We start from the raw sequence: 24,265 nt of genomic DNA on the forward strand, positions 1-24,265 counted from the left end.
CAGGTTCAGGGCTTGGCGGTGCTGTCTGCGCTCTCGGCTTCGTCGAGTTGCGTCAGATGGTCGCGCGCGGTCTTGGCCACCGGCCCATCGGGACGGATGTCTATGGCCTGGGTCCAGTTGCGGCGTGCGATGTCGTACTTTCCTGCAGTCGCCGCGATGTTGCCGGCTTCCAGCGCCACTTCGGGGTCGCGCGGGGCCAGCCGGGCTGCGACGTCGATATCGGCCTGCGCGCGTTCGAGCTTGCCCAGGCGGCGCGCCAGCGTGGCCGAGAGCAGCCATGCGAGCGGATCTTCGGGCACCAGCCGGTGCGCCTCGGCGAAGGCGGCTTCGGCCTCATCGGTCTTGCCTGCCACCACCAGCGCACGCGCGCGATCGAGGTGCAGTTCGCCCAGCAGCAGTCCTGCGCTGACCCCTTGCGCCATTGCGGCATCGAAATAGGTCAGCGCCACGGTTGCATCGCCCAAGGCCAGCGCCGCGTTGCCTGCCTGGGTCCATAGATTGGCGGCGCGCGGGTCGGTTGCACGCTCGGCATCGCGCGCGGCGGCGACGAAGGCATCCGCCGCCGCTTTCCAGCGACCGTCCTTGGAATAGGCAAAGCCCAGGCAATGCCGGGCGAAATAGCCGCCACCGGCCATCAGCCATTCGTTCGCCGCGACAATGCCGCTGGGCGGATCATCGGTGGCCATGTCCATGCAGGCGTCGAACCGTGCTTCGTCGTTGAGCGGTGCGGTGAACACCGGGCCGATCTGCGGCGCGGCGGGTGCGGCAATGTCTGCCGGGGCCGAAACGGCTGCCGGAGCGGCTGTGGCACCATCGGCGGGTGCGGCCTGCAATGCGGACAGGATGATCAGCGCGGGGTAAAGGGTCATGGGTCACAGGTCCTGTGTCGTTCGGTACGGCGCATGGCGCGCTGCACCTTAACCGCTGCTGGCTGCAGACTGCACGCAGGCTTTGGCGATGGCTGCGGCAAACGCCTCGCCGCCATCGGCGGTGCGATCCAGCGACAGCCAGGGTTCGATCAGCTCGATTTCCATCAACGCATAGCCGCCTTTGCCGTCGCCGACCATATCGACGCGGGCATACAGGATATGGGACCCGATCGCCGCGATGGTCGCCGCAGCAAGCTCCTTGGCGGCTGCAGGAGGATCGATTGCGGTGGATTGGCCGCCGAACTGGCCCTGCACCCTGAAGTCGCCCCGCGCCGGACGCTTGACGATGGCGTGGGCGAGGGCACCGGCAAGGTGGAACAGCGACAGCTCGCCTTCGCTGGCGATGCACGGCATCATCGGCTGCACCAGCATCGCGCGGCCCAGCGCATCGGCGGGGCAGGCATCGTGCTCGCGCAGCAGCCAGGTATGATCGGACCCTGCCGAGACCGGTGGTTTGATCACCAGGTCACCGGTGGCGAAGTGGTCGCGCGCCTGCGCCAGTGCTGATTCGTCCAATGTCTCGTGAAAACGGGTCGGAACGATCGCGATCCCCTTGCGCTCGAGCTCGAGCAGATAGCGCTTGTCGGTGTTCCAGCGCAGCACGTCCAAGGGGTTGCGGAATTGCGTGCCCTGCCAGCTGTCCAGCTGGGCATACCAGTGCGACAGGTCGCGGTGATAGCCCCAGGCCATCAGCGGCAGCACCAGATCGAAGTCGAGCGGCCGCGTGTCGGTCCAGGCCCGCCATTCAAGGGTAATGCCGTGGCGGGCCAGCAGCGGCTCGATCTGCACCTGCTGGTCGCGCCAGTCGTCATAGCGGTCAAGGTCAGCCGCATCGGGGATCAGGATACAGATGTGCATGGATGGCCTGTGGTGACGCGATCTCGGGTTGAGGGTTGATTGCCCCGGGGTTTCGGGTCAACAGTCTGCGCCATGACCGATCCTGCCCCCGTAATCCAGAGCCTGTTTGCCGGGCTACCGATCTTCCTGCTGCATCTGGGGTCCGCCACGCTGGCCTGGGCGGCGGCACTCGCGTTGTACATGTGGATCACCCCGCACCGCGAGTTTGCACTGATCCGTGAGGGCAACATGGCAGCCGCAGTGTCGTTCGGCGGCGCTGCCATTGGCCTTGCGCTGCCGCTGGCGTTCTGTCTGGCGGCGTCGGTGAACGTCTGGGACGTGCTGATCTGGGGCAGCGTGACGCTGATCTTGCAACTGATCGCGTTTCGCGCGGTCGATCTGCTGATCGGCAACCTGTCGAAGCGGATCGAGGACAATGAGGTTGCCGCCGCGACGTTTCTGGCGATGACCAAGATCGCTCTTGCATCGCTGAACGCGGCAGCGGTCGCTGGCTGACAAAAGAATGGCGGAGCGCTGGTGAGCGCCCCGCCATTCTTCGTTTGCCTAGGCAAGCGTTCCGATCAGAAGCGGAATGCAGTGGTCACCCGGATCGAGTGGAAGTCGAAGTTGGGATCGCTGCGACGCATGTCGGTCTGGCCCGACGTCAGCAGGAACGGATTGGTCGCAGGCGCCGTGCCCGGGCCGACGTTCACGACATAATCGTCATTGCCATACTTGTTGTACAGATATTCCAGACCGATGCTCATGTTCGGTGCGATCTTGGCTTCAACGCCGCCGCCGGCCTGCCAGCCCCATGCCCAATCCTTGCCCTTGTTGGGGGTGAAGGCATTGGCAGCGTTCGACGTCTGGAAGCTGTTTTCGATACGGCCATAGCTAGCGCCGCCGGTACCGTAGAACAGTACGCCGCCGCCCGGGGTGTAGCCAGCGCGGGCACGTGCCGAAATCGCATAGTCAAGCTCGCGCGTGAACGTGTAGTTTGCAGGCGTCGAGCTGAATGCGGTCACGAAATCCTTGGCTTCCGAACGGCTGCCTTCGATCAGCGCGCCGACAACGAAATTGCCATAGCGCTTGTCGGCACCGATACGCAGACCGTATTCGATTCCGTTCTGGTCCTGGCGGCAGCCAGCAGCGGCGTTGTTGCCCTGGGCAGCGCCACGGCAGAAGCCGGGAGCGAATGCATTGGCACCGCTTGTGGTGAACACGCCGTCGCCGAATTCGCCGTCGCCATTGGTGTCGAAGACAACGCCTTCGCCGCGATCGTTCGACTGTGCCGAATAGCCGAAATGGCCGCCGACATAGACGCCGTCAAAATCGGTGTCTTCTTTCACGGTCTGGGCGAAGGCAGGGGTGGCCAGCATTGCGATGGCAATGGCCGAAACTGCAGAAATCTTGATGGGGGTTGTCATGGTGTTCGCGTCCTTGCTTTTTTAATTCAGACGCAGGCCAAACCTACAGACCGGGCAACAAGTTCCAACATATGCGACATTGAATTCGGATTGTGACGATTTTGTCACACAATCCGAGGGGGCTGTCGCGACATGAATGCAGCGTTAATATACATGTTAACACCTGTTCATCATCGATAGCGCGCTTCACTTACGCACCGACAGCATGATCGCATCTGTCAAGCAGGCCGACAGCGCTTGATTCTGTCGCATGACCCTCTAGCTTTGATGTTATGCGCAAGTTGGCCGTTGGTTCCTCAAGACTGGACTGTTCGTGAGCAAGCGGAGCGGCGGCACCGGCCGCGGATGCCTGCCCTGGGTGCTGGGATGCGTGCTGCTGGGGGTCTGGTTCAGCGGTAATGAAGACGGGTGGGGCGACGGGTGGAACGATGCGACGTTGAGCGTCGAGCGCTTTGATCCGCGCAGCCCTCGTCGCCCGATGCCCGATATCGGCGAAACCTTCGTCATCGCCGACCCCGGCCCGCAACAGGACAGCCAAGGGACGGCATTTGCCGTCGACCGCGACGGCACATGGCTGACCGCGCAGCATGTCACCAACAACTGCGACAGGCTCGGGCTGGTATCGGACGGAGGAATCGAACAGCTCGTCGATGTGCTCGAAAGCGCCGAGGCCGATGTCTCGGTCATCCGGCAGGGCCCGCAAGCCCGGTTCGCGCTCGCATTGACCCAGGATATTCCCGAAGTCGGGAGCCTTGGCTATCATATGGGCTTTCCTGCAGGCGTGCCATCGGTGGTGCTGTCGCGCTATATCGGGCAGACCTATGCGCAGCGCGGTGGCCCCGGCGGTGCGACCGAACCAATGCTGGCCTGGGCCGAGGGCGAGCGTCTTCCGTCATCGGATGGACCTCTGGGTGGAATCAGCGGCGGACCCACGTTCGACCAGCAGGGAAGGGTGGTCGGCGTCAATGCCGCCTCGACGCCCCGGCGTGGCCGGGTGCTGACCACCGATCCCGGCGCCATCCTGAGGCTGGTTGATGCGAGCGCAGCGGTCAACGAGGCGGGCGAGATCGCCCAACTGGCGAATCCTGCAAGTGCGGTCGCTCTCTTCCGGGTCCTGCTGGGCGACGGGATCATCCGGCAGGTCTATTGCGATGTGCGCTAGGGCTGGCTATGGGCGCGGCAGGCCCACGCCAGAATGGATTTAACCGATGACCGACACGCCCGACATGCCCGAAACTGACGAAGCGGCCAGCGCTGCAGTCCCCGCCGCGGGCGGCGACGTTCCGCCCGATCGTCTGGCGATCAGTCCGCGCAGCCCGCATTTCGATGGCGACCTGCTCGCGCGGGGCATCGGCATCCGCTTCAAGGGCGTCGAGAAGAACAACGTCGAGGAGTACTCGATTTCCGAAGGCTGGATCCGTGTCCAGGCCGGCAAGACCATGGACCGCAGGGGCCAGCCGCTGACGCTGAAGCTGAGCGGACCGGTCGAGGCCTGGTACAAGGACCTGGGTGACGACGCTCCTGTCGCCAGGAAGGACTGAGCGCCAGGCGCTTAGCCGCCGATCTTGCCGATCAGATCGCCGATCGGGTCGGCCTGCAACTGCGGCGGTGATGGCGGCGGCGGCGTCAGCCGCACGGTTTCGCGGCGCTGCTTCTGCTGCTGCTTCATGTACTTGGCGTATTCGCGGCGCTGCTTCTCGATCTGCTTGAGCTGCTTGCGCGCAGCCTTTTCCGCCTGCTTTTCGGCCTGTCGCTGCGCCTTGCGCTGTTCGCGGGTCAGTTCGGTCGTGCGCGTGTCGTTGGCGGCGATCTGAACTGGCTGCGTCTGCAGCTGGCGCGGCGCGCGGCCGTTCGGATAGATGAAGCCGTGTACCGGATAGCGCGTGGTGCCCAGGCCGCCGATCGGCGTGTACCACACCCGCACTTCGCTCCAATCGTTGGCAGCCGATACATCTTCCGCCAGCACGTTGCGTTCGATCTGTCCCTTGCGGCCGTCGATCGGTGACCAGTTGGCATGATCGAGCAGCACGCGCCGCGAATCGAGCACCTTGCTGACCGCAGCGACATGGCCCAGCTGCATCGATCGATAGGGTTTGAACGCCATCACCGCGCCGGGCGCAGGGTGCTTGCCGCGTTCATAGCGACCGTCGGCCTGCTGCCACCAGCTGTGCGCATCGCCATAGATCTGGATGCCGCTGACCTGCCGTGCGTACGGCACGCATTGCAGCATCGCATCCTGCGCGGCTGCGGGGCAGGCCGCGAAAATCAGCGCAGCGGCAAGGGCCAGAGCGGGAAGGTTTCCAGGACGCGGGGACATCACGGCCAAATTGCGGCAAAACGGTTAACAAAGTGTTTACCGAAACCGGCTCTTGACGCGGCACTACATTTCCATAATATTAGAAATATGGAATAGACGGGGAGTATGCGAGCCTCGCGCCGCCCGGCCACCCGTGAGATAAGGAGGAAATCGATGAAGCGCATGCATGTCCACACCAAGACCCGCGACCTTGAAGGATCGGTCGCTTTTTATTCGGCCATGTTCGGTGCAGAGCCGGTTGTGCTGAAAAGCGATTATGCCAAGTGGCAACTTGATGATCCGCGCGTCAATTTCGCGATCTCGCTCGCCGGTTGCGGGGTCAGTGAAGGCATCGAGCACCTGGGCATTCAGGCAGAGAACGCCGGTGAACTGGCGCAAGTGTACGCAGGTCTCGCCGGTGCCGGTCAGCCAGTGCTGGAAGAGGGCAGGACCACCTGCTGCTATGCTCGGTCTGAAAAGAGCTGGGTGCGCGATCCCAACGGCATTGTCTGGGAAGCATTCTTCACTGACGGCGAGGCGACGGTTTACGGGGACCCCGGGCCAGATTCACTTCGTTCATGACAAATGCCCGATAAACGCCTATCTGGCGCGGCATCATGTCCACCCCCATCACGATCCCCGCCCCGCCGAAAGTCGGCATGGTCTCGCTCGGCTGCCCGAAAGCGCTGGTCGATTCCGAACGCATCCTCACCAAGCTGCGCTCAGAGGGCTATCAGATGTCGGCCGATTATGCGGGCGCGGATGTCGTGCTGGTCAACACCTGCGGGTTCCTCGACAGCGCCAAGGAAGAGAGCCTCGAGGCGATCGGCGAAGCGATGGCCGAGAACGGCCGCGTTATCGTCACCGGCTGCATGGGCAACGAGGCCGAAGCGATCAGGGCGCGCTTCCCCGATGTGCTCGCGGTGACCGGCGCGCATCAGTATGAAGACGTGGTGCAAGCGGTCCACGATGCCGCTCCGCCGGCGCGTGGTGCCTTCATCGATCTGGTGCCCGAAGGCGGAATCAAGCTGACCCCGCGGCACTACAGCTATCTCAAGATTTCCGAAGGCTGCAACCACCGCTGCTCGTTCTGCATCATCCCGAGCCTGCGTGGCGATCTTGCCAGCCGCCGCATCGATGCAGTGCTGCGCGAGGCGGAGAAACTGGTCGCGGCCGGAACGCGCGAGCTGCTGGTGATCAGCCAGGACACCTCGGCTTATGGCGTCGACACCCGGCACGAACCGCGCGACTGGAAGGGCCGTCCCGTCCGCGCGCATATGACCGATCTGGCGCGCGAATTGGGCGGATTGCGCACCCCCGAGGGCAAGGCGCCCTGGGTGCGGCTGCATTATGTCTATCCTTACCCGCATGTCGATCACGTCATCCCGCTGATGGCGCAAGGGCTGCTCACCCCCTATCTCGACATCCCGTTCCAGCACGCTGCCCCTGCGGTGCTCAAGCGGATGAAGCGCCCGGCCAACGAGGCCAAGGTGCTCGACCGGATCAAGGCGTGGCGCACCATTGCGCCCGATATCACCATCCGCTCGTCGTTCGTCGTCGGCTTCCCCGGCGAGACCGAGGCGGACTTCCAGTATCTGCTCGATTGGCTCGATGAAGCCCAGCTCGACCGCGTCGGCGGTTTCCGCTTCGAGCCGGTCGAGGGTGCTGCCGCCAACGACTTGCCCGATCCGGTGCCCGAAGCGGTCAAGGAAGAGCGCTACCAGCGGCTGATGGAAAAGACCGCCGCGATCAGCGCCGCGAAGCTTGCCGCCAAGGTCGGCCGCACGTTGCCGGTGATCATCGACGAGGTCGGCGAGCCCGACGAAGAAGACGGCTCGGTCGGCGCGACCGGACGCTCGCAGGCCGATGCGCCCGAGATCGATGGGCATGTCTACCTGCGCGATGTCCCGCAAGGCCTGGTGCCCGGTTCGTTCGTCGATGTTCTGGTCGAGGATGCCGACGAGCACGATCTGTACGGCGTCGTGACAGCGCAGGGCTGATCGCTCAGGGCGCGGGGTAAACCGCTCCGGCAAAATACAGTCCATCGGGCGGGGCATTGAACCCCAGCGCTGCGCGGTCCTTGGCATCGAGCGCGGCCTTGAGGTCATCGGCGGACCATTTGCCGCGCCCGACCAGCACCAGGCATCCTACCATCGAGCGGACCTGATGGTGCAGGAACGAACGCGCGGCGGCGTGGATGTCGATCTCGTCGCCATCGCGCACGACGTCCAGGCGATCGAGCGTCTTGACCGCGCTGGCCGCCTGGCAGTGGACCGACCGGAACGTCGTGAAGTCGTGATGGCCGACAAGATGCTGCGCAGCATAGTGCATCGCATTGGCATCGAGCGGGGCGGAGACCTGCCACGCCCTGCCGCGCTCGAGCGTCAGCGGCGCGCGGCGGTTGGTGATGCGGTAGATGTACGACCGGCCCAGGCACGAAAAGCGCGCGTGCCAGTCATCGGGCACGGTCTCGCAGGCGAGCACCGCGATCGGCTCGGGGCGCAGCTTGGCGTTGAGCGCCTCCATCAGCCGGAAGGGGTCGATGGCTTTTTCGATATCGAGATGCGCGCGCATCGCCAGCGCGTGGACGCCGGCATCGGTGCGCCCGGCGGCGTGGAGCGTCACCTGCTCGCCGGTGATCGCCTGCGCCGCTTCCTCGACATGCTGCTGGATGCTGGGGCCGTGCGGCTGGCGCTGCAGCCCCATATAGGGCGCGCCGTCGAACTCCAGCGTCAGTGCGAACCGGGTCATGCGATGACCGTGCCGGGGACGACGGAAAAGCCGCGCAGAAAGTCCCCGAGCGGCATCGCCGGACGCCCTGCGCGCTGGATGATCACCGGGCGGATCGCGCCGTCGGCACACGCGATTGTCAGGCGGTCGTCGAGGATGGTGCCGGCCGCTTGCCTAAGCTGGTCCCCTGCGAAGGCAGGGGCCCATCTCCCGCTGTTGTCAGGATTGTGGGGCGGCCATGGGGTCGGCAACGAAGGCGTCTGGGCATCCGACTCCCCATGGCTTGTTGCCGCACCGTCAGGAGATGGGCTCCTGCCTTCGCAGGGGAGCAGGGGGGGGATTTCCGCCGCGTGGACGCGAAGCCGCTCGCCGTTCAGCTCGAAGAACGCGCCGGGCATCGGGTTGAACGCGCGCACCTGGCGCTCGACCTCTGCAGCGGTCCGCGCAAAATCCAGCCGCGCCTCGGCCTTGTCGATCTTGGCGGCATAGGTCACGCCGTCGTCCGGCTGCACCTCGGGCGGATAGCCGGCAAGGTCGCCCAGCACCTGCACCATCAGCCGCGCGCCGATCTGAGCGATCTCCGCCGTCAGCTCGCCCGCCGTCTTGCCTTCGACCGGAGTCTCGCCCTTGAGCAGCATCGGCCCGGTGTCGAGCCCCGCTTCCATCTGCATGATTGTGACGCCGGTCATCGCGTCACCGGCGAGGATCGCGCGCTGCACCGGCGCCGCCCCGCGCCAGCGCGGAAGCAGCGATCCATGGACGTTGAGACAACCATGACGCGGCGCATCGAGCACCGCGCGCGGCAGGATCAGGCCATAAGCCGCGACAACGCATGCATCGAGGCCCAGCGCCGCGAACGCAGCCTTCTCGTCCTCACCCTTCAATGAAACCGGCGTGCGCACCTCGATCCCCAGTTGCTCGGCGCGGTGCTGGACAGGCGAGGGGGTCAGCTTCTTGCCCCGATTGGCCGGGCGCGGCGGCTGGCTGTAGACCGCAGCGATCTCGTGCCCGGCATCGACCAGCGCCTGCAGTGTCGGCACGGCGAAGTCGGGGGTTCCCATAAAGGCGAGGCGCATGATGACGGGTGACTTTTCTTTTGCAGGCGGTGAGGCGCACCCCTAATGCTCAGTCTATGGCATCGCAAGAGATTGAGGATCTGGCAACCGCGCTCGCCCGGCTACCCGGGCTGGGGCCGCGATCGGCGCGCCGGGCGGTGCTGTACCTGCTCAAGAAGCGCGAGACCGCGTTCACGCCCTTGGTCGATGCAATGGAGCGGGTGCGCGCCAACCTTTCGACCTGCGATCTGTGCGGCAATGTCGATACGCAGAACCCGTGCGGCATCTGCACCGATCCGCGGCGCGACCCGCGCAGCCTGTGCGTCGTCGAGGAGGTCTCGGACCTGTGGGCGCTCGATCGTTCGCGGCTGTTCGTCGGGCGCTATCATGTGCTGGGCGGGCGATTGTCAGCGCTCGACGGTATCGGGCCCGAGGATCTGGGTGTCGCGTCCTTGGTGGCGCGCGTCGCTGCTGGCGGGATCGACGAGGTCGTGCTGGCGATGAACGCGACGCTTGAGGGACAGACGACGGCGCATTACCTCGCCGAGCGGCTCGAGGGCTATCCGGTGCGGCTTACCCAGCTGGCGCAGGGCCTGCCGATGGGCGGCGAGCTCGATTACCTCGATGAAGGCACGCTAGCGCAGGCGCTGCGGGCGAGGAAGCCGATGGTGTAGGGGCTGCGGATAACACCTCTCCCCGTTTGTCCCGAGCGAAGTCGAGGGACGTCATCGGAAACCATCGCGCGTACGTCCCTCGACTACCGCAGCCCTCATTCGTCATTCCCGCGAACGCAGGAATCCCGCTTTTTCCCGAACCGTCAGCGCAGAAGCGGGACCCGCGCTTTCGCGGGGGTGACGATATATGAGAGAAGGGCGGAAAGCCTTACTCCGCCGGAACCAGCGTCGGTGCGGGCGCGCCCTTGTCCAGCACCGCGTCACGATAATCGCTTTCGGCAAGCTGGATCAGATGGCGGTCGTCGTGCTTCCACGGGTGGAAGCCGGGCAGGAAATAGGTGATCCACGGCACGATGATCTTGCGCACCATGCCGGGGTTGCCCAGCGCATACCAGAACAGCTTTGCCCACACCTTGGGGCCGGTCAGGCCGTCCTGGCGGAGAAGTTCGAGCATGCCGCGCCAGCGATGCACGGTGAAGTTCTTGGTGACGATCAGCATCACCAACGACTTGACCTTCCAGCGCTGCCAGCGGCTCCAGTCCTTGGTTGCGTGGTTCCAGGTGTCGAAGGCGACACCCTTGTGCTCGATCTCTTCCATCGCATGCCAGCGCCACAGATCACGCGATTCGGTATCGGCGTTTTCGAGGTGCCGGGGGTCGGCGAGCAGTTGCTGCGCGATGATCGCGGTGAAATGCTCGAGCGCCATGGTCGATGCGAGGTTGGCGATCTTGGGCTTGCCCTGGGTCAGCGCCAGCGCCTGATCGACATGCGCCTCGAGCGCGCGGACATCATAGCCGGCCTCGACCACCCGGCGGTTGAAGGCGACATGCTCGCGGGTGTGGTTGATTTCCTGCTTCACGAACGCGCGGATCTCGTTTGCCAGCCGCTCGGGGGTGCCATCGCGGAACGCCTTGACGCTTTCGATGAAGAACGCCTCGCCCTTGGGGAAGGTGACAGACAGCGCATTGTAGAACGCAGTGCCGATCGGATCGCCGCCCATCCACCAGCGCCGCTGCTTCGAATCGCGGCCGAAGCGGCGGTCACGGATCACCAGTTCAAGATCGGCAGGCGTGTGCTGGCGATCGATCGGTGCGGGCGCTGAAAAGGATTGCGGAGCGTTCATGGCGGGGTCCATAATGCTGGAGTGTTGCTTATTTGAGAATAAGGTTACTTACATAGATGTCAATAGCGAAAAGACGGCTGAGTCCCGAAGAAAGCCGCTCCGCTGCTCTGGGCGCCGCCCGCGACCTGCTGATCGAAACCGGGCCGCAGGCAGTGACGTTGAAGGCCGTGTCCGGGCGCATCGGACGCACGCACGCCAACCTGCTGCACCATTTCGGCTCGGCATCGGGCTTGCAAAAGGCACTGGCGGAATATCTGGCGCAGGCGATCTGCCAGACGATCGGCGCGGCGGTGGTCAAGCTGCGCAGCGGCGAGGGGGCCACGCGCGAGATCGTCGATCTGGCGTTCGATGCGTTCGACCGGGAAGGGGCAGGGGCGCTGGCTTGCTGGATGCTGCTGTCGGGCAACGAGGATGCGCTCGACCCCATCGTCGAGGCGATCCACCAATTGGTCGATGAACTCGCCGAACATGGGCCCGAGGGGCGCACCCTGCATGAGGATACGCTGGTGCTGTGCACCATGGCGCTGGGCGATGCGCTGATGGGAGCGCAGTTGTCGGGCGCATTGGGTCTGAACCGCGATACCGCGCGGGTGCAGGCCGAACGCCAGCTCAGCGCATCGCTGGCGCTTTGGGTGGCCGAGCAGCCGGCCTGACAGCGCCCTGTCGCGGCGCGTTCAGCCCGGCCTGTTCTTGGTGCGTACGCCGAAGCGGCCGTGCTTGCGGAAACGCACGAGATAGTCGCCGATCACCGCGGCCATCGGCGTGGACTTGATGCCGAACGCCTCGAGCCCCGCCGAACCGGGCGCAACGACGTTGTCGGTCTGCAGCATGGCCCATTGGTCACGGGTGATCGGTGCGCCGGGCAGCCATCCGGTGAGGCCAGCCATCAGGCCCGATATGCCGTCGGGCATGGCGACGAAGCTGCGATCCACGCCGATCTCCTTGGCGATCCGCGCATTGAGTTCGGCCATGCTGATCGCTTCGGGTCCGCCCAGTTCGAACAGGTGCCCACCAAAGCGTGCGGGATCGGCGATGCTCATCGTCACTGCCTGGGCGACGTCATCGACATAGACCGGCTGAAACTTCGCCTTGCCGCCGATCACCGGCACCATCGGCAGCGACGCGATCAGCCCGGCAAAGCGGTTGACGAACTGGTCCTCGCGGCCGAACACGATAGACGGACGCAGGATCGTGGCACCGGGGAACGCAGCACGCACCGCGGCCTCACCATGCGCCTTGCTGCGGCCATAAGCGCTCTTGGACTGCGCATCGGCACCGATCGCCGACACATGCACCAGAGCCGCGCAACCCGCGGCAGCTGCCGCTTGCGCGACGTTGCCGGCGCCGACATGATGGATTGCGTCGAAATCGCCTTTCAAGATCCCCACCAGATTGATCACCGCATCGGCGCCGTGCACCGCGCGCGCCACCGAATCGGGTTTGGTGATGTCGGTCGCGACCAGCTGGGTCTGGCCCAGATTGCCGAGCGGCTTGATGTCCTGCGCGATGCGGATGTTGCGCTGGGCAATGCGTACCCGCGCGCCTGCTGCGGTCAGATGCTGGGTGATATGGCGGCCCAGAAACCCGCCGCCGCCAAAGATCGTGATCAACGTGTCGCGCATGTGTCATTCCCGTGATGTGCGTGCTTTGCTGCTGCACCGACCGCGTCAGGATCGGCGCCCTGCGGCATCCGCCTCGCCTTTGCATCAGCCTATCGCCAGAGGCAACGGCCCAATTGCGCTAATCTGCCACGCCGCGCCATGCCCTGCGCGCAATTTCTTTTGCGCGGAACGTCCGCGGGCGGTTGACGGGTGCAAACAGAGCGGCTAGTGGCCCGCTCCTACCCCGTGCCCAGATGGCGGAATTGGTAGACGCACCAGCTTCAGGTGCTGGCGCTCGCAAGGGCGTGGAGGTTCGAGTCCTCTTCTGGGCACCATTCACCCATTCGCTGAGCGCCTCGCGAATGGGCCAAGTCCCCGGGAAGTCAACGTTTTTTACAATGCCGAGTTCGGACAAGTCCGACGCAATGTGGGGCCATCCGGTGCCAATGTGGGGCTAAAAGTGGGGCCATTTTGGGGGCCGAATTTTGGCCCCACCTTTGCCTTCGGTGATGATTGTCGCCCCATAGCTTAGTCGGTAGCGCAACTCGCGAATCATCATCGCCGTGGGTATGAATTAGGCTATCAGGGCCAATTTGAATTCGCCCTTCCTAAGCGCGCCCAGCCGGTCACTCCACGCCTGCATCATTTCCGCGCGCGCCGACCAATAGGTTGTGCGGTTATATATCGCGCGGAGGGCATCTCGGTCCTTGTGCGCGAGGGCATGCTCAATAATGCCGGATTGCCAGCAACCCTCGTTGTTGAGCAGCGAGCTTGCGGTTGCCGGAGGCGTGTCGGGTGCTGGTTGCCGCTGAACGCCAGGCGGCTGGGGCGAGATTAGCGTGTTACGACATCGCGCTTCATCGGGGCGAGTTTGGCGAGGAAGCGGTTTTGCGCTGCAAAGCTGACCTTTTCTTCCGCCATCGCTGCCTGCAGGTTCTCGACCAGCACATTGAGATCATCGATCTGGACCCCCAGATCCTGGTGCGAAGCGGCCATGTCGCGCCCGGAATAGTCGCACCCGGCGTTGAGGATGTAGCAGAACTGTTCGAACAGCGTGCGGCGCAGGCGGACGAGATCGTGCGAGACGAAGATTTCAGAAATCCGCGGGTCGGATGTCGCACGATCAACCATGGTTTTCACGATGCGGCGGATGCCCTCCTGTCCATGGAAGGCATCGCGCATGCCGGTGCCGGCAAAAGGCGCCGCGCCAGCATGGGCGTTCGACATGTCATAGGGATCGACGGGCAATTCGCCGGTCACGGGGTTGCGCTGAGGCTCTGCCTGCGGCTCGGCTGCTTCTGGCGCCTCGGGCGCTACGGGCTGGTCCTGCACGCCTGCAAGCGTGAGGGCGAGAACAACGCTGATCATATCCTTATCCCTATCCCGAAACTCAAAACGCCGCTTGCAGCGACAGGAAGGCGCCGCGCTGGTTGTCGGCCGTGGCGATGCTGCCGAGATCGACATACGCGGCCGTCACCGTGACATTGCGGGTCAGCGCATAAGCGGCAAACAGGTCGACCCAGTCATCCTCGCGGGCGATGGCAAGATTGTCGGGCTTGGTGCGATATTCGCCGCCGACGACAAACCGCCGCGAGAACTGATAAGCCAGCGATCCTTCGAACTGCGGTCGGTGATCGTCGGCGGTAGCACTGCCAAAGCCGAGCAGGCCATTCTGGTTGGCCTTGGTGAAACGAACGGTCGCATTGGCGAGCACGCTTTGCGAAAGGAACAGCTTGGTCGCGCTGATGTAGAAATCGGTGCCGTTGGGCGATCCGCCGCCGACTGCCGCGACCACCGCAGCATCGCTCGACCGCTTGTGCTGCACGCCGATGGCGATCTGCGGCATCAGCGCGTCGCCATAGACGACGTCGCCGGCCAGCCTGAGCTTGGCGCCGAACACGTCCTGGTTGAGCGTATAGCCCCGGCCCAGGCCCAGGGCCGTGCCGATATCGATCGTGTCGAGATTCTGCCGCGCATAGCTGAGCTCTACCCGGTCGAAGAAGCCCAGCGCCACGCCGTAGCTTGTCCAGTTGTAGTCGGGCAGTTCGATCACGGTGCCATGCACCGATCCGCCGATGCCTTCCTGCGTGGCATTGCCTGCGATCGTGCTCCAGGTGGCAAGCCCGCCACCGCCCGAACCCTCGATGGTGCTGACACCGTTGGTGAGCAGCAGCTTGCCGCCATTGCGCAGTTCCTGCGCATGAGCCGGGGCAAAAATGAGGGCGAAGGCGGGGAGGCTGGACAGAAGCGCAGCGACCCGCAGAGCAGAAAAAGCAGACATGCCCTTCGCGCTAATTTGCTGGACCTAAGGAATGGTTAACCACGGCCTCACAGGCGCAAGGCAGCCGGAATAAGGCTCCAAGGAGCAGAAAACCTGCCGATCGGCTGGGGTGGTGGTGCGGACGGATTCGTTGTGCTGACGGATGGGCTCGGCGAGTATTTCTTAACCTGTCGGCGCTTATGACCGCGCGATGCATGCTCTTCGTTTTCCTGTCGCCCTTGCCCTTGTTTTCGCCGCGGTTGCGCTACCTGGCACAGCGTCATCGCAGGCGTCCGCTAGCTCCACGCTGACGCTGTCCGTCAAACAGGCCAATGGCATGCCTGTCAAAGATGCGGTGGTGATGGTCTATCCCAAGACCGGAGGCGCTACCGGCCCGATCCGTTTCGGCTGGAAGAACGATATGGCGCAGCAGAACATCGCGTTCAGTCCCGGTACGCTGATCGTGCCTGTCGGCGCCACGGTGCGTTTCCCCAATCTCGACAAGGTGCGCCACAGCATCTACAGCTTTTCCAAGGCGGCCAAGATAGACATCCAGCTTTATGGTCGCGACGAGACCCGCACCCACAGCTTTGCGGTGCCCGGCAGCGTCTCGCTGGGCTGCAAGATCCACGATGAGATGCGCGGCTATATCAAGGTGGTCGACACGCCTTATGCCGCCAAGACCGATCACAACGGCCAGGTCAGGATTGCCCAGCTTCCTGGCGGCGCTGCAACCGTCACCGTGTGGCACCCCGCTCTGCGCAGCCGCACCGGCGAGCATTCGGAAGCTGTAACGCTTGCCGCAGGGCAGGCGACGACGCGCGCGGTTGCCGTTGACCTGCGGCCGCTCAAGTAACCGTGCAATGCCGCTGACCATCGCGTCCTCTCCCGCCCGTTTTCGCTCGCTCGCGACGCGTATCACCCTGTGGTACGCGGTCGTCATCGCGCTGACCTTCGGCGCATTCATCATCGTCGCGACCGGTGGCGTCGAGCGTTATGCCGAGGGTGTCGCCACCAGCGAGATGGCGACCAGCGCGGCAACCTTCGACAAGATCCTCGAACTGCAGGCCGGCCAGATGCGTACCTCTGCCGATGTGCTGGCGGCGGACTTCGGGTTTCGCGAGGCGTTCGCAATCAGCGACCAGCCCACGATCGCCAGCGCGCTCGATAGCCTGCGCGTGCGTGCCGACGCGCCGGTCGCCATCATGGTGCCGCTGCAGGGCGATTTCGTCAGCACCGGCACTGCGCTGACACCGGCAGAACAGGATATGCTGTGGGAGGCGGTGGATTCAGGGACCGATCGCGGGATTTTCCAGGCCGGAGGGCGTTTCTATAATGCCGTGGCGGCGCCCATCCTGATCCCCGATCTTGCCGGATGGCTGGTGCTTGCGCGGCCGCTCGATGCCGCTGCGATGCGCGATATGGCACGGCTTGCACCTGCGGGCATGGCCGCCCGGATCCGCACCGGCGGCGCGCTGCCAGGCGGCATCACCCTGGCGCAGGCAAGCGGCGAGGCCCCGGTGGAAACCAGCATCCGGGGTGAGCGCACGCTGTATTGGTCCAAGCCGCTGCCGGCGCTGGGCAACGGCCTCAAGCCTCGGCTGGTGCTGCGCTACGCGCTGAGCACCGCGCTGGAGCAATACGCGCCGATCAAATATCTGCTGATGGCATTGAGCGGCATCGGGCTGCTGATCTCGAGCGCCATCGGCGCGTTCGTATCGCGCGGCATCACGCGGCCAATCGCCGCGCTGGACCGTGCGGCGCGCGCAATCAGCGACGGATCGCGCGCCAAGGTTGCGATCACCTCGCATGACGAGGTCGGCAGGCTCGCCCACAGCTTCAATTTCATGGTCGATTCGATCAAGGAGCGCGAGGAGAGGATCACCCACATTGCGCTGCACGATGAACTGACCGGGCTGCCCAACCGCAAACTGTTTGCCGAGCAGCTGGAGTTCGCGCTGGCACGGCGGACCCGCGACGAACGCATCGTCGTGATGTATTTCGATCTCGACAACTTCAAGGCGGTCAACGACACGCTGGGCCACCCAGTGGGCGATGAGCTGCTGCGCGCTGTCGCCGACCGGCTGCGTGACAGCATCGGCGGCGCGTTGATCAGCCGCCAGGGTGGGGACGAGTTCGCCATCCTGATCGATCAGATCGACCCCGCCACCAATCTTGGATTGCTGGCTGACCGGGTCAGCGCAGTTTTCCAGGCGCCGTTCGATGTGTCCGGGCATCGGCTGGAGACCGGCTGCAGCATCGGCATCGCGGTGGCGCCCAGTGATGGGCAGTGCCCCGACGATCTGATCAAGAATGCCGATCTGGCGCTCTATCGTGCCAAGAACGAGGGGCGGAACTGTTCGTGCTTCTTCGAGCAGACGATGGACCTGGAAGCGCGCAGGCGCCACCAGATGGAAATCGACATGCGCGAGGCGGTGCGCGAGGGACAGTTCCACCTCAATTACCAGCCGCTGTTCAGCCTTGAGAAGAACCGCGTCATCGGCTTCGAGGCCCTGATCCGCTGGCAGCATCCGTTGCGAGGGCTGGTTTCGCCCGTCGAATTCATTCCGCTGGCCGAGGATACCGGCCTCATCATTCCGATCAGCGAATGGGTGATGAAAGAGGCGTGCCAGCGCGCGCGCGACTGGCCGGATGACGTGCGGATCGCGGTCAACCTTTCGCCGGTCCTGTTCAAGAACGCCGGCTTGCCGCTGATGGTCATGCAGGCGCTGGACGCAGCCGGGCTGGCGCCGAACCGGCTGGAGCTGGAAGTCACCGAATCGCTGTTCATCGACAACGTCGATCGCACCACGGCGATGCTGAACGCGCTGCGTGAATGCGGTGTGCGGATCGCGCTCGACGATTTCGGAACCGGCTACAGCTCGCTCAATTATCTGCGCTCGTTCCCGTTCGACAAGATCAAGATCGACAAGAGCTTCGTCGACGATCTGGCCACCGACGCCAGCGCGCGCGCGATCATTGGCGCGATCACGGCGTTGGCGTCAGCTTTGGGGATGGAAACGATTGCCGAAGGCGTCGAGCACAACGACCAGCTTGAGGCGTTGCTGTCGCAGGGCTGCTCGAACATCCAGGGCTACTTCTTCAGCCGGCCGGTGGCCATCGATCAGGTCGACGCGATGATTGCCAACATGCGGTACGCGAAGCCCGGCCACTCCATTCTGCAAGCAATCAAGGCACAGACCAAGGTGGCTTGACCCGCCGGGGGGCGGATTTGTGCGGGGAAACTTTACTCTCGATCGCAATTTGACCATGGCAGGCACAAGGCGGGCGAAACGACGCCAGGCGTTGTGGCCTTGTGCATCGTCGCCTCTCTTGGCTAAGCAAGGCGGCCTTTAGGTTTGTGAGAAGAGACAGAGTGACAAAAGCCAGCGCCAAGCCGCATGCCCAAAGCGTTGCCAACAGATGGGCGGTCGTGGGGCTGGTTATCGGCATCGCCTTTTTCGCGATCAGCGCCGCCGTCGCCTTTCTGAACATCGAGAATGTGCGCGCGAGCGAGCGCGACATTCGGCGCACGCATGTCGTGCTGACCACGCTCGACGATGTTCTGGCTGCGATGCTCGACGCCGAAACCGGACAGCGCGGCTATCTGCTGACAGGGCGGGAGGCCTATCTTGAGCCTTATTCCGATGGCGTCGCACGGGCCGACGACGAGCTGCGCAAGCTCGACACGCTGACGCGCGCAAATGCCGAGCAGAGAGAAAATCTGTCCGCGCTGGAAAACCGGGTCGCCGCCAGAATGCGGATCATGGCCGAGGTCATCGAGTTGCGGAAGACCGGCGGAATCGAGGCGGCGATCGCGGCGCTGAACACCGATCGCGGGAAGAATGTCATGGACGACATTCGCCAGCAGATTGCCCGCATGACCCGCGAGGAGCAGCGGATCCGCCAAACCCGGCTCGATGCGATGGCGGCCGCCTCGCGGTCGGCGATCGTCAGTGCCGTCATCACCAGCCTCAGCGGGATCGCGCTGACCATAGCCATCTTCATCCTGTTCGTGCGCAACACCCGGACCCGCGAACGCCAGCAGTGGCTTCAGGTCGCGCAGGCCGATCTCGCCAAGGCGATGATGGGCGACAAGACCATTCCGGAGCTCGCCGCCGCTATCCTGTCCTTCCTGCACGAACGGACCGGCAGCCCGGCCGGTGCGCTGTTCAAGGGGGAGGGTGGCAACTTCCGCCGCGCCAACATGCTCGGTGTGCCTGGCGATGCCGATCTTCCCGAGCAGTTTGCGCTCAATGAAGGGTTGCTGGGCCAGGTCGCGGTCGATGGCCGCATCAAGGTGCTGAGCGACGTGCCGCCGGGGTATCTGACGATCGGATCGTCGCTCGGCCGCTCCGAACCTCGCCACCTGGTGATCGCTCCGGCCAAGGCCGACGATGCGGTCAATGCCGTGATCGAGCTCGGGTTCTTCGAGCCGGTGGACGATGTCGTGCTCGAACTGCTTGAAGAGGCGTCCGGCGCCATCGGCATCGCGCTGCGCTCGGCGCGGTTCCGCGAGCGGCTGCAGGATGCGCTCGAGGAAACGCAGCGCCAGGCCGGCGAACTGCAGGCGCAATCGGAAGAGCTGCGGGTCTCGAACGAGGAACTCGAGGAACAGGGGTCGGCGCTGCGCGAATCGCAGGCGCGGCTCGAGCTGCAGCAGGTCGAGCTCGAGCAGACCAACAGCCAGCTCGAGGAGCAGGCGCAGACGCTCGAAACCCAGCGCGACGAACTCGAACGCGCCAGCGCCACCTTGCAGCTCAAGGCGCGCGAGCTTGAACAGGCGAGCCAGTACAAGACCGACTTCCTGGCGAACATGAGCCACGAACTGCGCACCCCGCTCAATTCGCTGCTGATCCTCTCCAAGCTGCTCGGCGACAACCCCGATGGCAATCTGTCGCCGGAGCAGGTCCGCTTCGCGCAGACGATCCAGTCGTCGGGCAACGACCTGCTCAACCTGATCAACGACATTCTCGACCTGTCCAAGATCGAGGCGGGGCATATCGAAATCCAGCCGGTTTCGGTGCCCTTGGACCGGCTGCTGAACGATCTGCAGAAGGTCTTCCAGCCCATTGCCGACGAGCGCGGCCTGACGCTGACGCTGGAACAGTCCGAAGACTGCCCCCGCATCATCGAGACCGACCGGATGCGCGTGGAACAGATCCTCAAGAACCTGATGTCGAACGCGCTCAAGTTTACCGAAAGCGGCAGCGTGCGGCTGACCGTGGCGTCGGCCGACAACGACTGCGTCGCGCTGACGGTCGCGGACACCGGCATCGGCATCACCAAAGAACAGCAGGACAGCATCTTCGATGCGTTCCAGCAGGCCGATGGTTCGATCAGCCGCAGATATGGCGGCACGGGGCTGGGTCTTTCGATCTCGCGCGAGCTCGCCCGGCTGCTCGGCGGCGCGATCACGGTGGAGAGCGAGGTCGGCGCAGGCAGCCGGTTCACGCTGACCATCCCTGAAACCTATGACCCGTCGAAGGTGCCAGTGCGCGAACAGGCGCGCGCAGCGCCGCAGCCGGCGGTGGCCAGCCCGCCACCGACGCGGCGCCGTCCGGCTGTCAAGCCGCGGCCGGCCGGTATAAAGGATGACCGCAACGCGCTCGACACCGGCAAGCGGCTGCTGCTGGTGATCGAGGACGACGCGACCTTCGCCTCGATCGTGTGCGACCTCTCGCACGAGCTGGGCTTCCAGTGCATCGTCGCCGGGACCGCGCAAGAGGCGATCGACGTCGCGCGCGACTACAAGCCCAGCGCGATCGTCCTCGATATCGGCCTGCCCGATCAGTCGGGGTTGACCGTGCTCGACCATCTCAAGCATCAGGATGAAACCAGGCACATCCCGATCCACGTCATCTCCGGTGCCGATCAGAGTCAGACAGCGTTGGCGCTTGGGGCGATCGGCTATCTGGAAAAGCCGGTGCAGCGCGAACGGCTGGCCGAGGTGCTTGCCGGGCTTCAGCAGAAACTGGCATCCTCGGTGCGCCGGGTGCTGATCGTCGAGGACAACGATGTCCAACGCGATGCAGTGTCCGAACTGCTCAAGTCGCAGGACGTCGAAACCGTAGGCGTGGGAACGGTGGCCAAGTGCCTCGAACTGCTCAGGAGCGAGCCGTTCGACTGCATGGTGCTCGATCTGGCGCTTCCCGATGCGTCGGGCTTTTCGCTGCTTGAGGAGCTAAGCCAGGACAGCGACCGCGCTTATCCGCCGGTGATCATCTATACCGGACGCGACCTGACCGCCGAGGAAGAGCAGCGCCTGCGTCGCTATTCGAGCTCGATCATCATCAAGGGCGCCAAGTCGCCCGAACGGCTGCTCGACGAGGTTTCGCTGTTCCTCCACCAGGTCGTCGCCGAAATGCCGCCCGAACAGCGCCGGATGCTCGAAAAGGCCCGGCATCGCGATGCGGCGCTGGAAGGACGACAGGTCCTCATCGTCGAGGATGACGTGCGCAACGTGTATTCGCTCACCAGCGTTCTGGAGCCGCGCGGTGTCATCGCCAGGATCGCGCGCAATGGCCAGGAGGCACTCGATATTCTGGAAGCAAGCGCCGACGGGGCCGACAAACCGATCGACCTTGTGCTGATGGATGTGATGATGCCGGTCATGGACGGGCTGACTGCGGTACGCACGCTGCGCAGCAACCCCAAATGGGCCAAGCTGCCGGTCATCATGCTGACCGCCAAGGCGATGCCGGATGACCAGCAGAACTGCCTCGATGCGGGCGCCAACGATTACATGGCCAAGCCCATCGATGTCGACAAGCTGCTGTCGCTGGTCCGGGTATGGATGCCGCGCTAGTGACCAGCTCGATCGAGGACATCGAAATCGAGTTGCTGCTGGAGGCGCTGTACCAGCATTATCACTATGATTTCCGGCATTATGCCCGCGCATCTATCAAGCGCCGGCTGCTGCAGGCGCGTGTCCAGCTGGGCTATGACAGCATCTCCGAGATTCAGTCTGCGGTGCTGCGCGACCCCACACTGCTGCCGCGGCTGCTCGATTTCCTGACGGTGCAGGTCAGCGAGATGTTTCGTGATCCGTCCTACTTCCGGGCGCTGCGCGAGAAGGTCATCCCGCACCTGCAGACCTATCCTTCGCTCAAGGTCTGGGTCGCAGGGTGCAGCAATGGCGAGGAGCTGTACTCTCTGGCGATCCTGTTCCACGAGGAGGGGCTGGCCAGGAAGACGATGTTCTATGCCACCGATATCAACCCGACCGCGCTCAAGGCGGCGCAGGCCGGGGTGTATCCGCTCGACCGCATCCGGCTGTTCACCGAAAATCACCAGCAGTCGGGCGGGAGGTCTTCGCTGTCCGATTATTACACCGCCAATTACGGGCGTGCGGTGTTCGACAAGGCGTTGTGCAGCCAGGTCGTCTTTTCCGACCACAGCCTGGTCACCGATGCCGCATTCGGAGAGATGCACCTGATCTCCTGCCGCAACGTGCTGATCTATTTCGACCGCGAACTGCAGGACCGCGCCGTCGGCCTGTTTCGCGATTCGCTTGCACGTCGGGGCTTTCTGGGGCTGGGGTCGAAGGAGAGCCTGCGGTTTTCGTCGCACGCCGATGCCTTCTGCGATTTCGTGCGCGAAGAGAAAATCTATCAGCGGACCGGTTCATGACCCGGGCGATCGTCATCGGCGCGTCGGCCGGCGGGGTGCAGGCGCTGTCTGCGATTCTCACCGGTCTGCCGTCGCAATTCGGATGTCCGATCCTGATCGTCCTCCACGTGCCGCAACGCAACGACAGCCTTCTTGTCGAATTGTTGCAATCAAGATGCGTTTTGGAGGTTAAAGAGGCAGAGGATAAGGAAATGCTTCAGCAAGGAACGGTCTATTTTGCTCCTCCCGGCTATCATCTGCTGCTTGAGAAAAACATGTCGATTACCTTGTCCTCTGATGAACCCGTCAACTACTCGCGGCCGGCGATCGACGTGCTTTTCGAAACCGCCGCTGACGCGTTGGAGCACGATGTGACCGGCATCATCCTGACCGGCGCCAATCATGATGGCGCCCAGGGGCTGCGTGCGATCGGCGCGGCGGGCGGGACCGCCATCGTCCAGGACCCGCAGACCGCCGAAGTGCCCACCATGCCGCTTGCCGCGCTGGCGGCCTGCCCGGAGGCCAGGGCGCTGAGCATCGACGAGATTGTCCTGCACCTGCGGCAGGAGGCGGCGTGATGTCGATCGCTGACGAACCCGTCCGTATCCTGCTGGTCGATGACCTTGAGGAAAATCTGATCGCCCTGAACGCGCTGCTGCGGCGCGAGGGGCTGAGCTGCGATACCGCGCGCAGCGGCGAGGAGGCGCTCGAACTGCTGCTGGTCAAGGACTATGCGCTGGCGTTTCTCGATGTCCAGATGCCCGGCATGGACGGCTTCGAGCTGGCCGAGTTCATGCGCAACAGCGAACGATCGCGGCACATCCCGATCATCTTCGTGACAGCAGGCGCAGGCGACGGCACGCGGCGGTTCAAGGGCTATGAGGCCGGCGCGGTGGACTTCATCCAGAAGCCGATCGAGGCCGACATCCTGCGGTCCAAGGCGCGCGTGTTTCTCGAGCTCTACAACCAGCGGCGGCAGCTGGCGGCGCAGCGCGACGAGCTTGCCGCGCTGACCGAGTCGCTGAAGCAGGCCGACATCCAGAAGAACCGCTTCCTCGCGGTGCTGGGGCATGAACTGCGAAACCCGATCATGGCGCTGAATGCGGGCCTGGTGATGCTCGAGCGCCGCAAGGGGGAGCCGGTCGAAGGCGAGATCCGCACCTCTATGCGCCGCTATCTGACGCACATGACCCGGCTGGTCGAGGATCTGCTCGATATCTCGCGGATCGAGCAAGGCAAGATTTCACTCCAGCTCGAACGGCTCGACCTCAACGAGGTGCTGGCATTCGCTGTCGAGACATCGCGCCCGGCGATCGACGAGGCAGGGCATAGGCTGCATGTCGATCTTCCGCCGGGACCGGTGCTGCTCGACGCCGATCACGCCCGCATGGCGCAGATCATCGGCAATCTGGTGAGCAATGCTGCCAAATACACCCCGGCCGCAGGCGAGATCCGGGTGTCGGCGCGGGTCGAAGACGGCACCGCGTGGATCGAGGTCAGTGACAACGGCATCGGCATCGCGCCCGATCAGCAGGACCGGATTTTCGGCATTTTCGAGCAGGCCGAAGTCAACGGCACTGTGAAGCAGGATGGTCTGGGGATCGGGCTGGCGCTCGTCAAGCAGCTGGTCGAGCTGCACGGCGGCACCATCCGCCTGAAACATAGCGCGCCGGGGCAGGGCAGCACGTTCGAGGTGTGCCTTCCCACGATCGATTGATGCCG

General features: G+C 64.3%; 23 protein-coding genes and 1 tRNA gene. 14 read left to right on the forward strand and 10 right to left on the reverse strand.

Features of this window, described 5'->3' with window-relative positions; all coding sequences use genetic code 11:
- Positions 1-5: 5 nt before the first annotated feature.
- Positions 6-869 carry a tetratricopeptide repeat protein gene (locus ACK4R0_RS02125; protein WP_409669502.1) on the reverse strand — a complete coding sequence of 288 codons (864 nt, stop codon included), beginning with the start codon at positions 867-869 and terminating at the stop codon, positions 6-8.
- A 48-nt stretch (positions 870-917) separates the two neighbouring features.
- Positions 918-1,787, reverse strand: coding sequence for a RimK family alpha-L-glutamate ligase (locus ACK4R0_RS02130; RefSeq protein WP_409669505.1), 870 nt, complete (start codon positions 1,785-1,787; stop codon positions 918-920).
- Between the two features lie 72 nt (positions 1,788-1,859).
- On the opposite strand from ACK4R0_RS02130, the gene ACK4R0_RS02135 reads away from it, so the two are divergent.
- Positions 1,860-2,282 (forward strand): DUF350 domain-containing protein, encoded by a 423-nt coding sequence (locus ACK4R0_RS02135; RefSeq protein ID WP_409669508.1) that lies wholly within the window; start codon positions 1,860-1,862, stop codon positions 2,280-2,282.
- A 65-nt stretch (positions 2,283-2,347) separates the two neighbouring features.
- Here the strand turns inward: ACK4R0_RS02135 and ACK4R0_RS02140 are convergent, their stop codons facing one another.
- Positions 2,348-3,193, reverse strand: a complete 846-nt coding sequence (locus ACK4R0_RS02140; RefSeq protein WP_409669511.1) for an outer membrane protein — start codon at positions 3,191-3,193, stop codon at positions 2,348-2,350.
- Between the two features lie 313 nt (positions 3,194-3,506).
- Here ACK4R0_RS02140 and ACK4R0_RS02145 point away from each other — a divergent pair, with 313 nt between their 5' ends.
- The gene (locus tag ACK4R0_RS02145; RefSeq protein WP_409669514.1) at positions 3,507-4,355 is read left to right on the forward strand and encodes a serine protease; all 849 of its coding nucleotides are present in this window, start codon (positions 3,507-3,509) and stop codon (positions 4,353-4,355) included.
- A 46-nt stretch (positions 4,356-4,401) separates the two neighbouring features.
- Positions 4,402-4,734 carry a DUF3297 family protein gene (locus ACK4R0_RS02150; protein ID WP_409669518.1) on the forward strand — a complete coding sequence of 111 codons (333 nt, stop codon included), beginning with the start codon at positions 4,402-4,404 and terminating at the stop codon, positions 4,732-4,734.
- Positions 4,735-4,745: 11 nt separating this feature from the next.
- On the opposite strand, the gene ACK4R0_RS02155 is transcribed toward ACK4R0_RS02150, so the two are convergent.
- Positions 4,746-5,510, reverse strand: coding sequence for a CHAP domain-containing protein (locus tag ACK4R0_RS02155; RefSeq protein WP_409669521.1), 765 nt, complete (start codon positions 5,508-5,510; stop codon positions 4,746-4,748).
- Between the two features lie 153 nt (positions 5,511-5,663).
- On the opposite strand from ACK4R0_RS02155, the gene ACK4R0_RS02160 reads away from it, so the two are divergent.
- Positions 5,664-6,071 carry a VOC family protein gene (locus tag ACK4R0_RS02160; RefSeq protein ID WP_409669524.1) on the forward strand — a complete coding sequence of 136 codons (408 nt, stop codon included), beginning with the start codon at positions 5,664-5,666 and terminating at the stop codon, positions 6,069-6,071.
- A gap of 35 nt (positions 6,072-6,106) precedes the next feature.
- Positions 6,107-7,489, forward strand: coding sequence for a 30S ribosomal protein S12 methylthiotransferase RimO (gene rimO, locus ACK4R0_RS02165; RefSeq protein ID WP_409669527.1), 1,383 nt, complete (start codon positions 6,107-6,109; stop codon positions 7,487-7,489).
- 4 nt (positions 7,490-7,493) lie between these two features.
- Here rimO and truA read toward each other — a convergent pair whose 3' ends face one another.
- Both truA and fmt read right to left on the reverse strand, forming a co-directional pair.
- On the reverse strand, positions 7,494-8,240 hold the full coding sequence (truA, locus tag ACK4R0_RS02170; RefSeq protein WP_409669530.1) for a tRNA pseudouridine(38-40) synthase TruA: 747 nt from the start codon (positions 8,238-8,240) through the stop codon (positions 7,494-7,496).
- A complete protein-coding gene (gene fmt / locus ACK4R0_RS02175) occupies positions 8,237-9,295 on the reverse strand; it encodes a methionyl-tRNA formyltransferase (protein WP_409669533.1) in 1,059 nt (352 codons plus the stop codon). The genes truA and fmt overlap by 4 nt, the downstream gene beginning before the upstream one ends.
- A 56-nt stretch (positions 9,296-9,351) precedes the next feature.
- Here fmt and recR point away from each other — a divergent pair, with 56 nt between their 5' ends.
- Complete coding sequence (gene recR / locus ACK4R0_RS02180) at positions 9,352-9,948, forward strand: recombination mediator RecR (RefSeq protein ID WP_409669536.1); 597 nt, start codon at positions 9,352-9,354, stop codon at positions 9,946-9,948.
- 208 nt (positions 9,949-10,156) lie between these two features.
- Here recR and ACK4R0_RS02185 read toward each other — a convergent pair whose 3' ends face one another.
- The gene (locus ACK4R0_RS02185; protein ID WP_409669539.1) at positions 10,157-11,071 is read right to left on the reverse strand and encodes a metal-dependent hydrolase; all 915 of its coding nucleotides are present in this window, start codon (positions 11,069-11,071) and stop codon (positions 10,157-10,159) included.
- A 56-nt stretch (positions 11,072-11,127) separates the two neighbouring features.
- Between ACK4R0_RS02185 and ACK4R0_RS02190 the strand changes: the two genes are divergently transcribed.
- Complete coding sequence (locus ACK4R0_RS02190) at positions 11,128-11,724, forward strand: TetR/AcrR family transcriptional regulator (protein WP_409669542.1); 597 nt, start codon at positions 11,128-11,130, stop codon at positions 11,722-11,724.
- A gap of 21 nt (positions 11,725-11,745) precedes the next feature.
- Here the strand turns inward: ACK4R0_RS02190 and ACK4R0_RS02195 are convergent, their stop codons facing one another.
- Positions 11,746-12,693, reverse strand: coding sequence for a complex I NDUFA9 subunit family protein (locus ACK4R0_RS02195; protein WP_409669544.1), 948 nt, complete (start codon positions 12,691-12,693; stop codon positions 11,746-11,748).
- Positions 12,694-12,920: 227 nt separating this feature from the next.
- On the opposite strand from ACK4R0_RS02195, the gene ACK4R0_RS02200 reads away from it, so the two are divergent.
- Positions 12,921-13,007, forward strand: a tRNA-Leu gene (locus ACK4R0_RS02200).
- A gap of 499 nt (positions 13,008-13,506) precedes the next feature.
- Here ACK4R0_RS02200 and ACK4R0_RS02205 read toward each other — a convergent pair.
- Together ACK4R0_RS02205 and ACK4R0_RS02210 are read right to left on the reverse strand one after the other, a co-directional pair.
- Positions 13,507-14,040 carry a group I truncated hemoglobin gene (locus ACK4R0_RS02205; protein WP_409669547.1) on the reverse strand — a complete coding sequence of 178 codons (534 nt, stop codon included), beginning with the start codon at positions 14,038-14,040 and terminating at the stop codon, positions 13,507-13,509.
- A gap of 22 nt (positions 14,041-14,062) precedes the next feature.
- Positions 14,063-14,953, reverse strand: coding sequence for a DUF3034 family protein (locus ACK4R0_RS02210; RefSeq protein ID WP_409669550.1), 891 nt, complete (start codon positions 14,951-14,953; stop codon positions 14,063-14,065).
- Between the two features lie 316 nt (positions 14,954-15,269).
- On the opposite strand from ACK4R0_RS02210, the gene ACK4R0_RS02215 reads away from it, so the two are divergent.
- The 6 genes from ACK4R0_RS02215 to ACK4R0_RS02240 all read left to right on the forward strand — a co-directional run bounded on the left by ACK4R0_RS02215 (position 15,270) and on the right by ACK4R0_RS02240 (position 24,260).
- Positions 15,270-15,788: a methylamine utilization protein gene (locus ACK4R0_RS02215; protein WP_409669553.1), complete on the forward strand. Its 519-nt coding sequence runs from the start codon at positions 15,270-15,272 to the stop codon at positions 15,786-15,788.
- A 7-nt stretch (positions 15,789-15,795) separates the two neighbouring features.
- Entirely contained in the window at positions 15,796-18,147 is a 2,352-nt protein-coding gene (locus tag ACK4R0_RS02220; protein ID WP_409669555.1) for a putative bifunctional diguanylate cyclase/phosphodiesterase, read from the forward strand.
- A 161-nt stretch (positions 18,148-18,308) separates the two neighbouring features.
- On the forward strand, positions 18,309-21,740 hold the full coding sequence (locus ACK4R0_RS02225; protein ID WP_409669558.1) for a response regulator: 3,432 nt from the start codon (positions 18,309-18,311) through the stop codon (positions 21,738-21,740).
- Positions 21,725-22,564 carry a CheR family methyltransferase gene (locus tag ACK4R0_RS02230; RefSeq protein WP_409669561.1) on the forward strand — a complete coding sequence of 280 codons (840 nt, stop codon included), beginning with the start codon at positions 21,725-21,727 and terminating at the stop codon, positions 22,562-22,564. The genes ACK4R0_RS02225 and ACK4R0_RS02230 overlap by 16 nt, the downstream gene beginning before the upstream one ends.
- On the forward strand, positions 22,561-23,121 hold the full coding sequence (locus ACK4R0_RS02235) for a chemotaxis protein CheB (RefSeq protein WP_409669564.1): 561 nt from the start codon (positions 22,561-22,563) through the stop codon (positions 23,119-23,121). Before ACK4R0_RS02230 ends, ACK4R0_RS02235 begins: the two co-directional genes overlap by 4 nt.
- A complete protein-coding gene (locus ACK4R0_RS02240; RefSeq protein WP_409669567.1) occupies positions 23,121-24,260 on the forward strand; it encodes an ATP-binding protein in 1,140 nt (379 codons plus the stop codon). Before ACK4R0_RS02235 ends, ACK4R0_RS02240 begins: the two co-directional genes overlap by 1 nt.
- The last annotated feature ends 5 nt before the right edge of the window (positions 24,261-24,265 follow it).

Source organism: Blastomonas sp. (assembly GCF_046294995.1).
Taxonomy (GTDB): domain Bacteria; phylum Pseudomonadota; class Alphaproteobacteria; order Sphingomonadales; family Sphingomonadaceae; genus Blastomonas.

Excerpts from the sequence above, each read along its gene's own strand:
- ACK4R0_RS02125 (WP_409669502.1), bottom strand. The coding sequence starts at position 869 with ATGACCCTTTACCCCGCGCTGATCATCCTGTCCGCATTGCAGGCCGCA.
- ACK4R0_RS02130 (WP_409669505.1), bottom strand. The coding sequence starts at position 1,787 with ATGCACATCTGTATCCTGATCCCCGATGCGGCTGACCTTGACCGCTAT.
- ACK4R0_RS02135 (WP_409669508.1), top strand. The coding sequence starts at position 1,860 with ATGACCGATCCTGCCCCCGTAATCCAGAGCCTGTTTGCCGGGCTACCG.
- ACK4R0_RS02140 (WP_409669511.1), bottom strand. The coding sequence starts at position 3,193 with ATGACAACCCCCATCAAGATTTCTGCAGTTTCGGCCATTGCCATCGCA.
- ACK4R0_RS02150 (WP_409669518.1), top strand. The coding sequence starts at position 4,402 with ATGACCGACACGCCCGACATGCCCGAAACTGACGAAGCGGCCAGCGCT.
- ACK4R0_RS02155 (WP_409669521.1), bottom strand. The coding sequence starts at position 5,510 with ATGTCCCCGCGTCCTGGAAACCTTCCCGCTCTGGCCCTTGCCGCTGCG.
- ACK4R0_RS02160 (WP_409669524.1), top strand. The coding sequence starts at position 5,664 with ATGAAGCGCATGCATGTCCACACCAAGACCCGCGACCTTGAAGGATCG.
- rimO (WP_409669527.1), top strand. The coding sequence starts at position 6,107 with ATGTCCACCCCCATCACGATCCCCGCCCCGCCGAAAGTCGGCATGGTC.
- truA (WP_409669530.1), bottom strand. The coding sequence starts at position 8,240 with ATGACCCGGTTCGCACTGACGCTGGAGTTCGACGGCGCGCCCTATATG.
- fmt (WP_409669533.1), bottom strand. The coding sequence starts at position 9,295 with ATGCGCCTCGCCTTTATGGGAACCCCCGACTTCGCCGTGCCGACACTG.
- recR (WP_409669536.1), top strand. The coding sequence starts at position 9,352 with ATGGCATCGCAAGAGATTGAGGATCTGGCAACCGCGCTCGCCCGGCTA.
- ACK4R0_RS02185 (WP_409669539.1), bottom strand. The coding sequence starts at position 11,071 with ATGAACGCTCCGCAATCCTTTTCAGCGCCCGCACCGATCGATCGCCAG.
- ACK4R0_RS02190 (WP_409669542.1), top strand. The coding sequence starts at position 11,128 with ATGTCAATAGCGAAAAGACGGCTGAGTCCCGAAGAAAGCCGCTCCGCT.
- ACK4R0_RS02195 (WP_409669544.1), bottom strand. The coding sequence starts at position 12,693 with ATGCGCGACACGTTGATCACGATCTTTGGCGGCGGCGGGTTTCTGGGC.
- ACK4R0_RS02205 (WP_409669547.1), bottom strand. The coding sequence starts at position 14,040 with ATGATCAGCGTTGTTCTCGCCCTCACGCTTGCAGGCGTGCAGGACCAG.
- ACK4R0_RS02210 (WP_409669550.1), bottom strand. The coding sequence starts at position 14,953 with ATGTCTGCTTTTTCTGCTCTGCGGGTCGCTGCGCTTCTGTCCAGCCTC.
- ACK4R0_RS02215 (WP_409669553.1), top strand. The coding sequence starts at position 15,270 with ATGCCTGTCAAAGATGCGGTGGTGATGGTCTATCCCAAGACCGGAGGC.
- ACK4R0_RS02220 (WP_409669555.1), top strand. The coding sequence starts at position 15,796 with ATGCCGCTGACCATCGCGTCCTCTCCCGCCCGTTTTCGCTCGCTCGCG.
- ACK4R0_RS02230 (WP_409669561.1), top strand. The coding sequence starts at position 21,725 with ATGGATGCCGCGCTAGTGACCAGCTCGATCGAGGACATCGAAATCGAG.
- ACK4R0_RS02235 (WP_409669564.1), top strand. The coding sequence starts at position 22,561 with ATGACCCGGGCGATCGTCATCGGCGCGTCGGCCGGCGGGGTGCAGGCG.
- ACK4R0_RS02240 (WP_409669567.1), top strand. The coding sequence starts at position 23,121 with ATGTCGATCGCTGACGAACCCGTCCGTATCCTGCTGGTCGATGACCTT.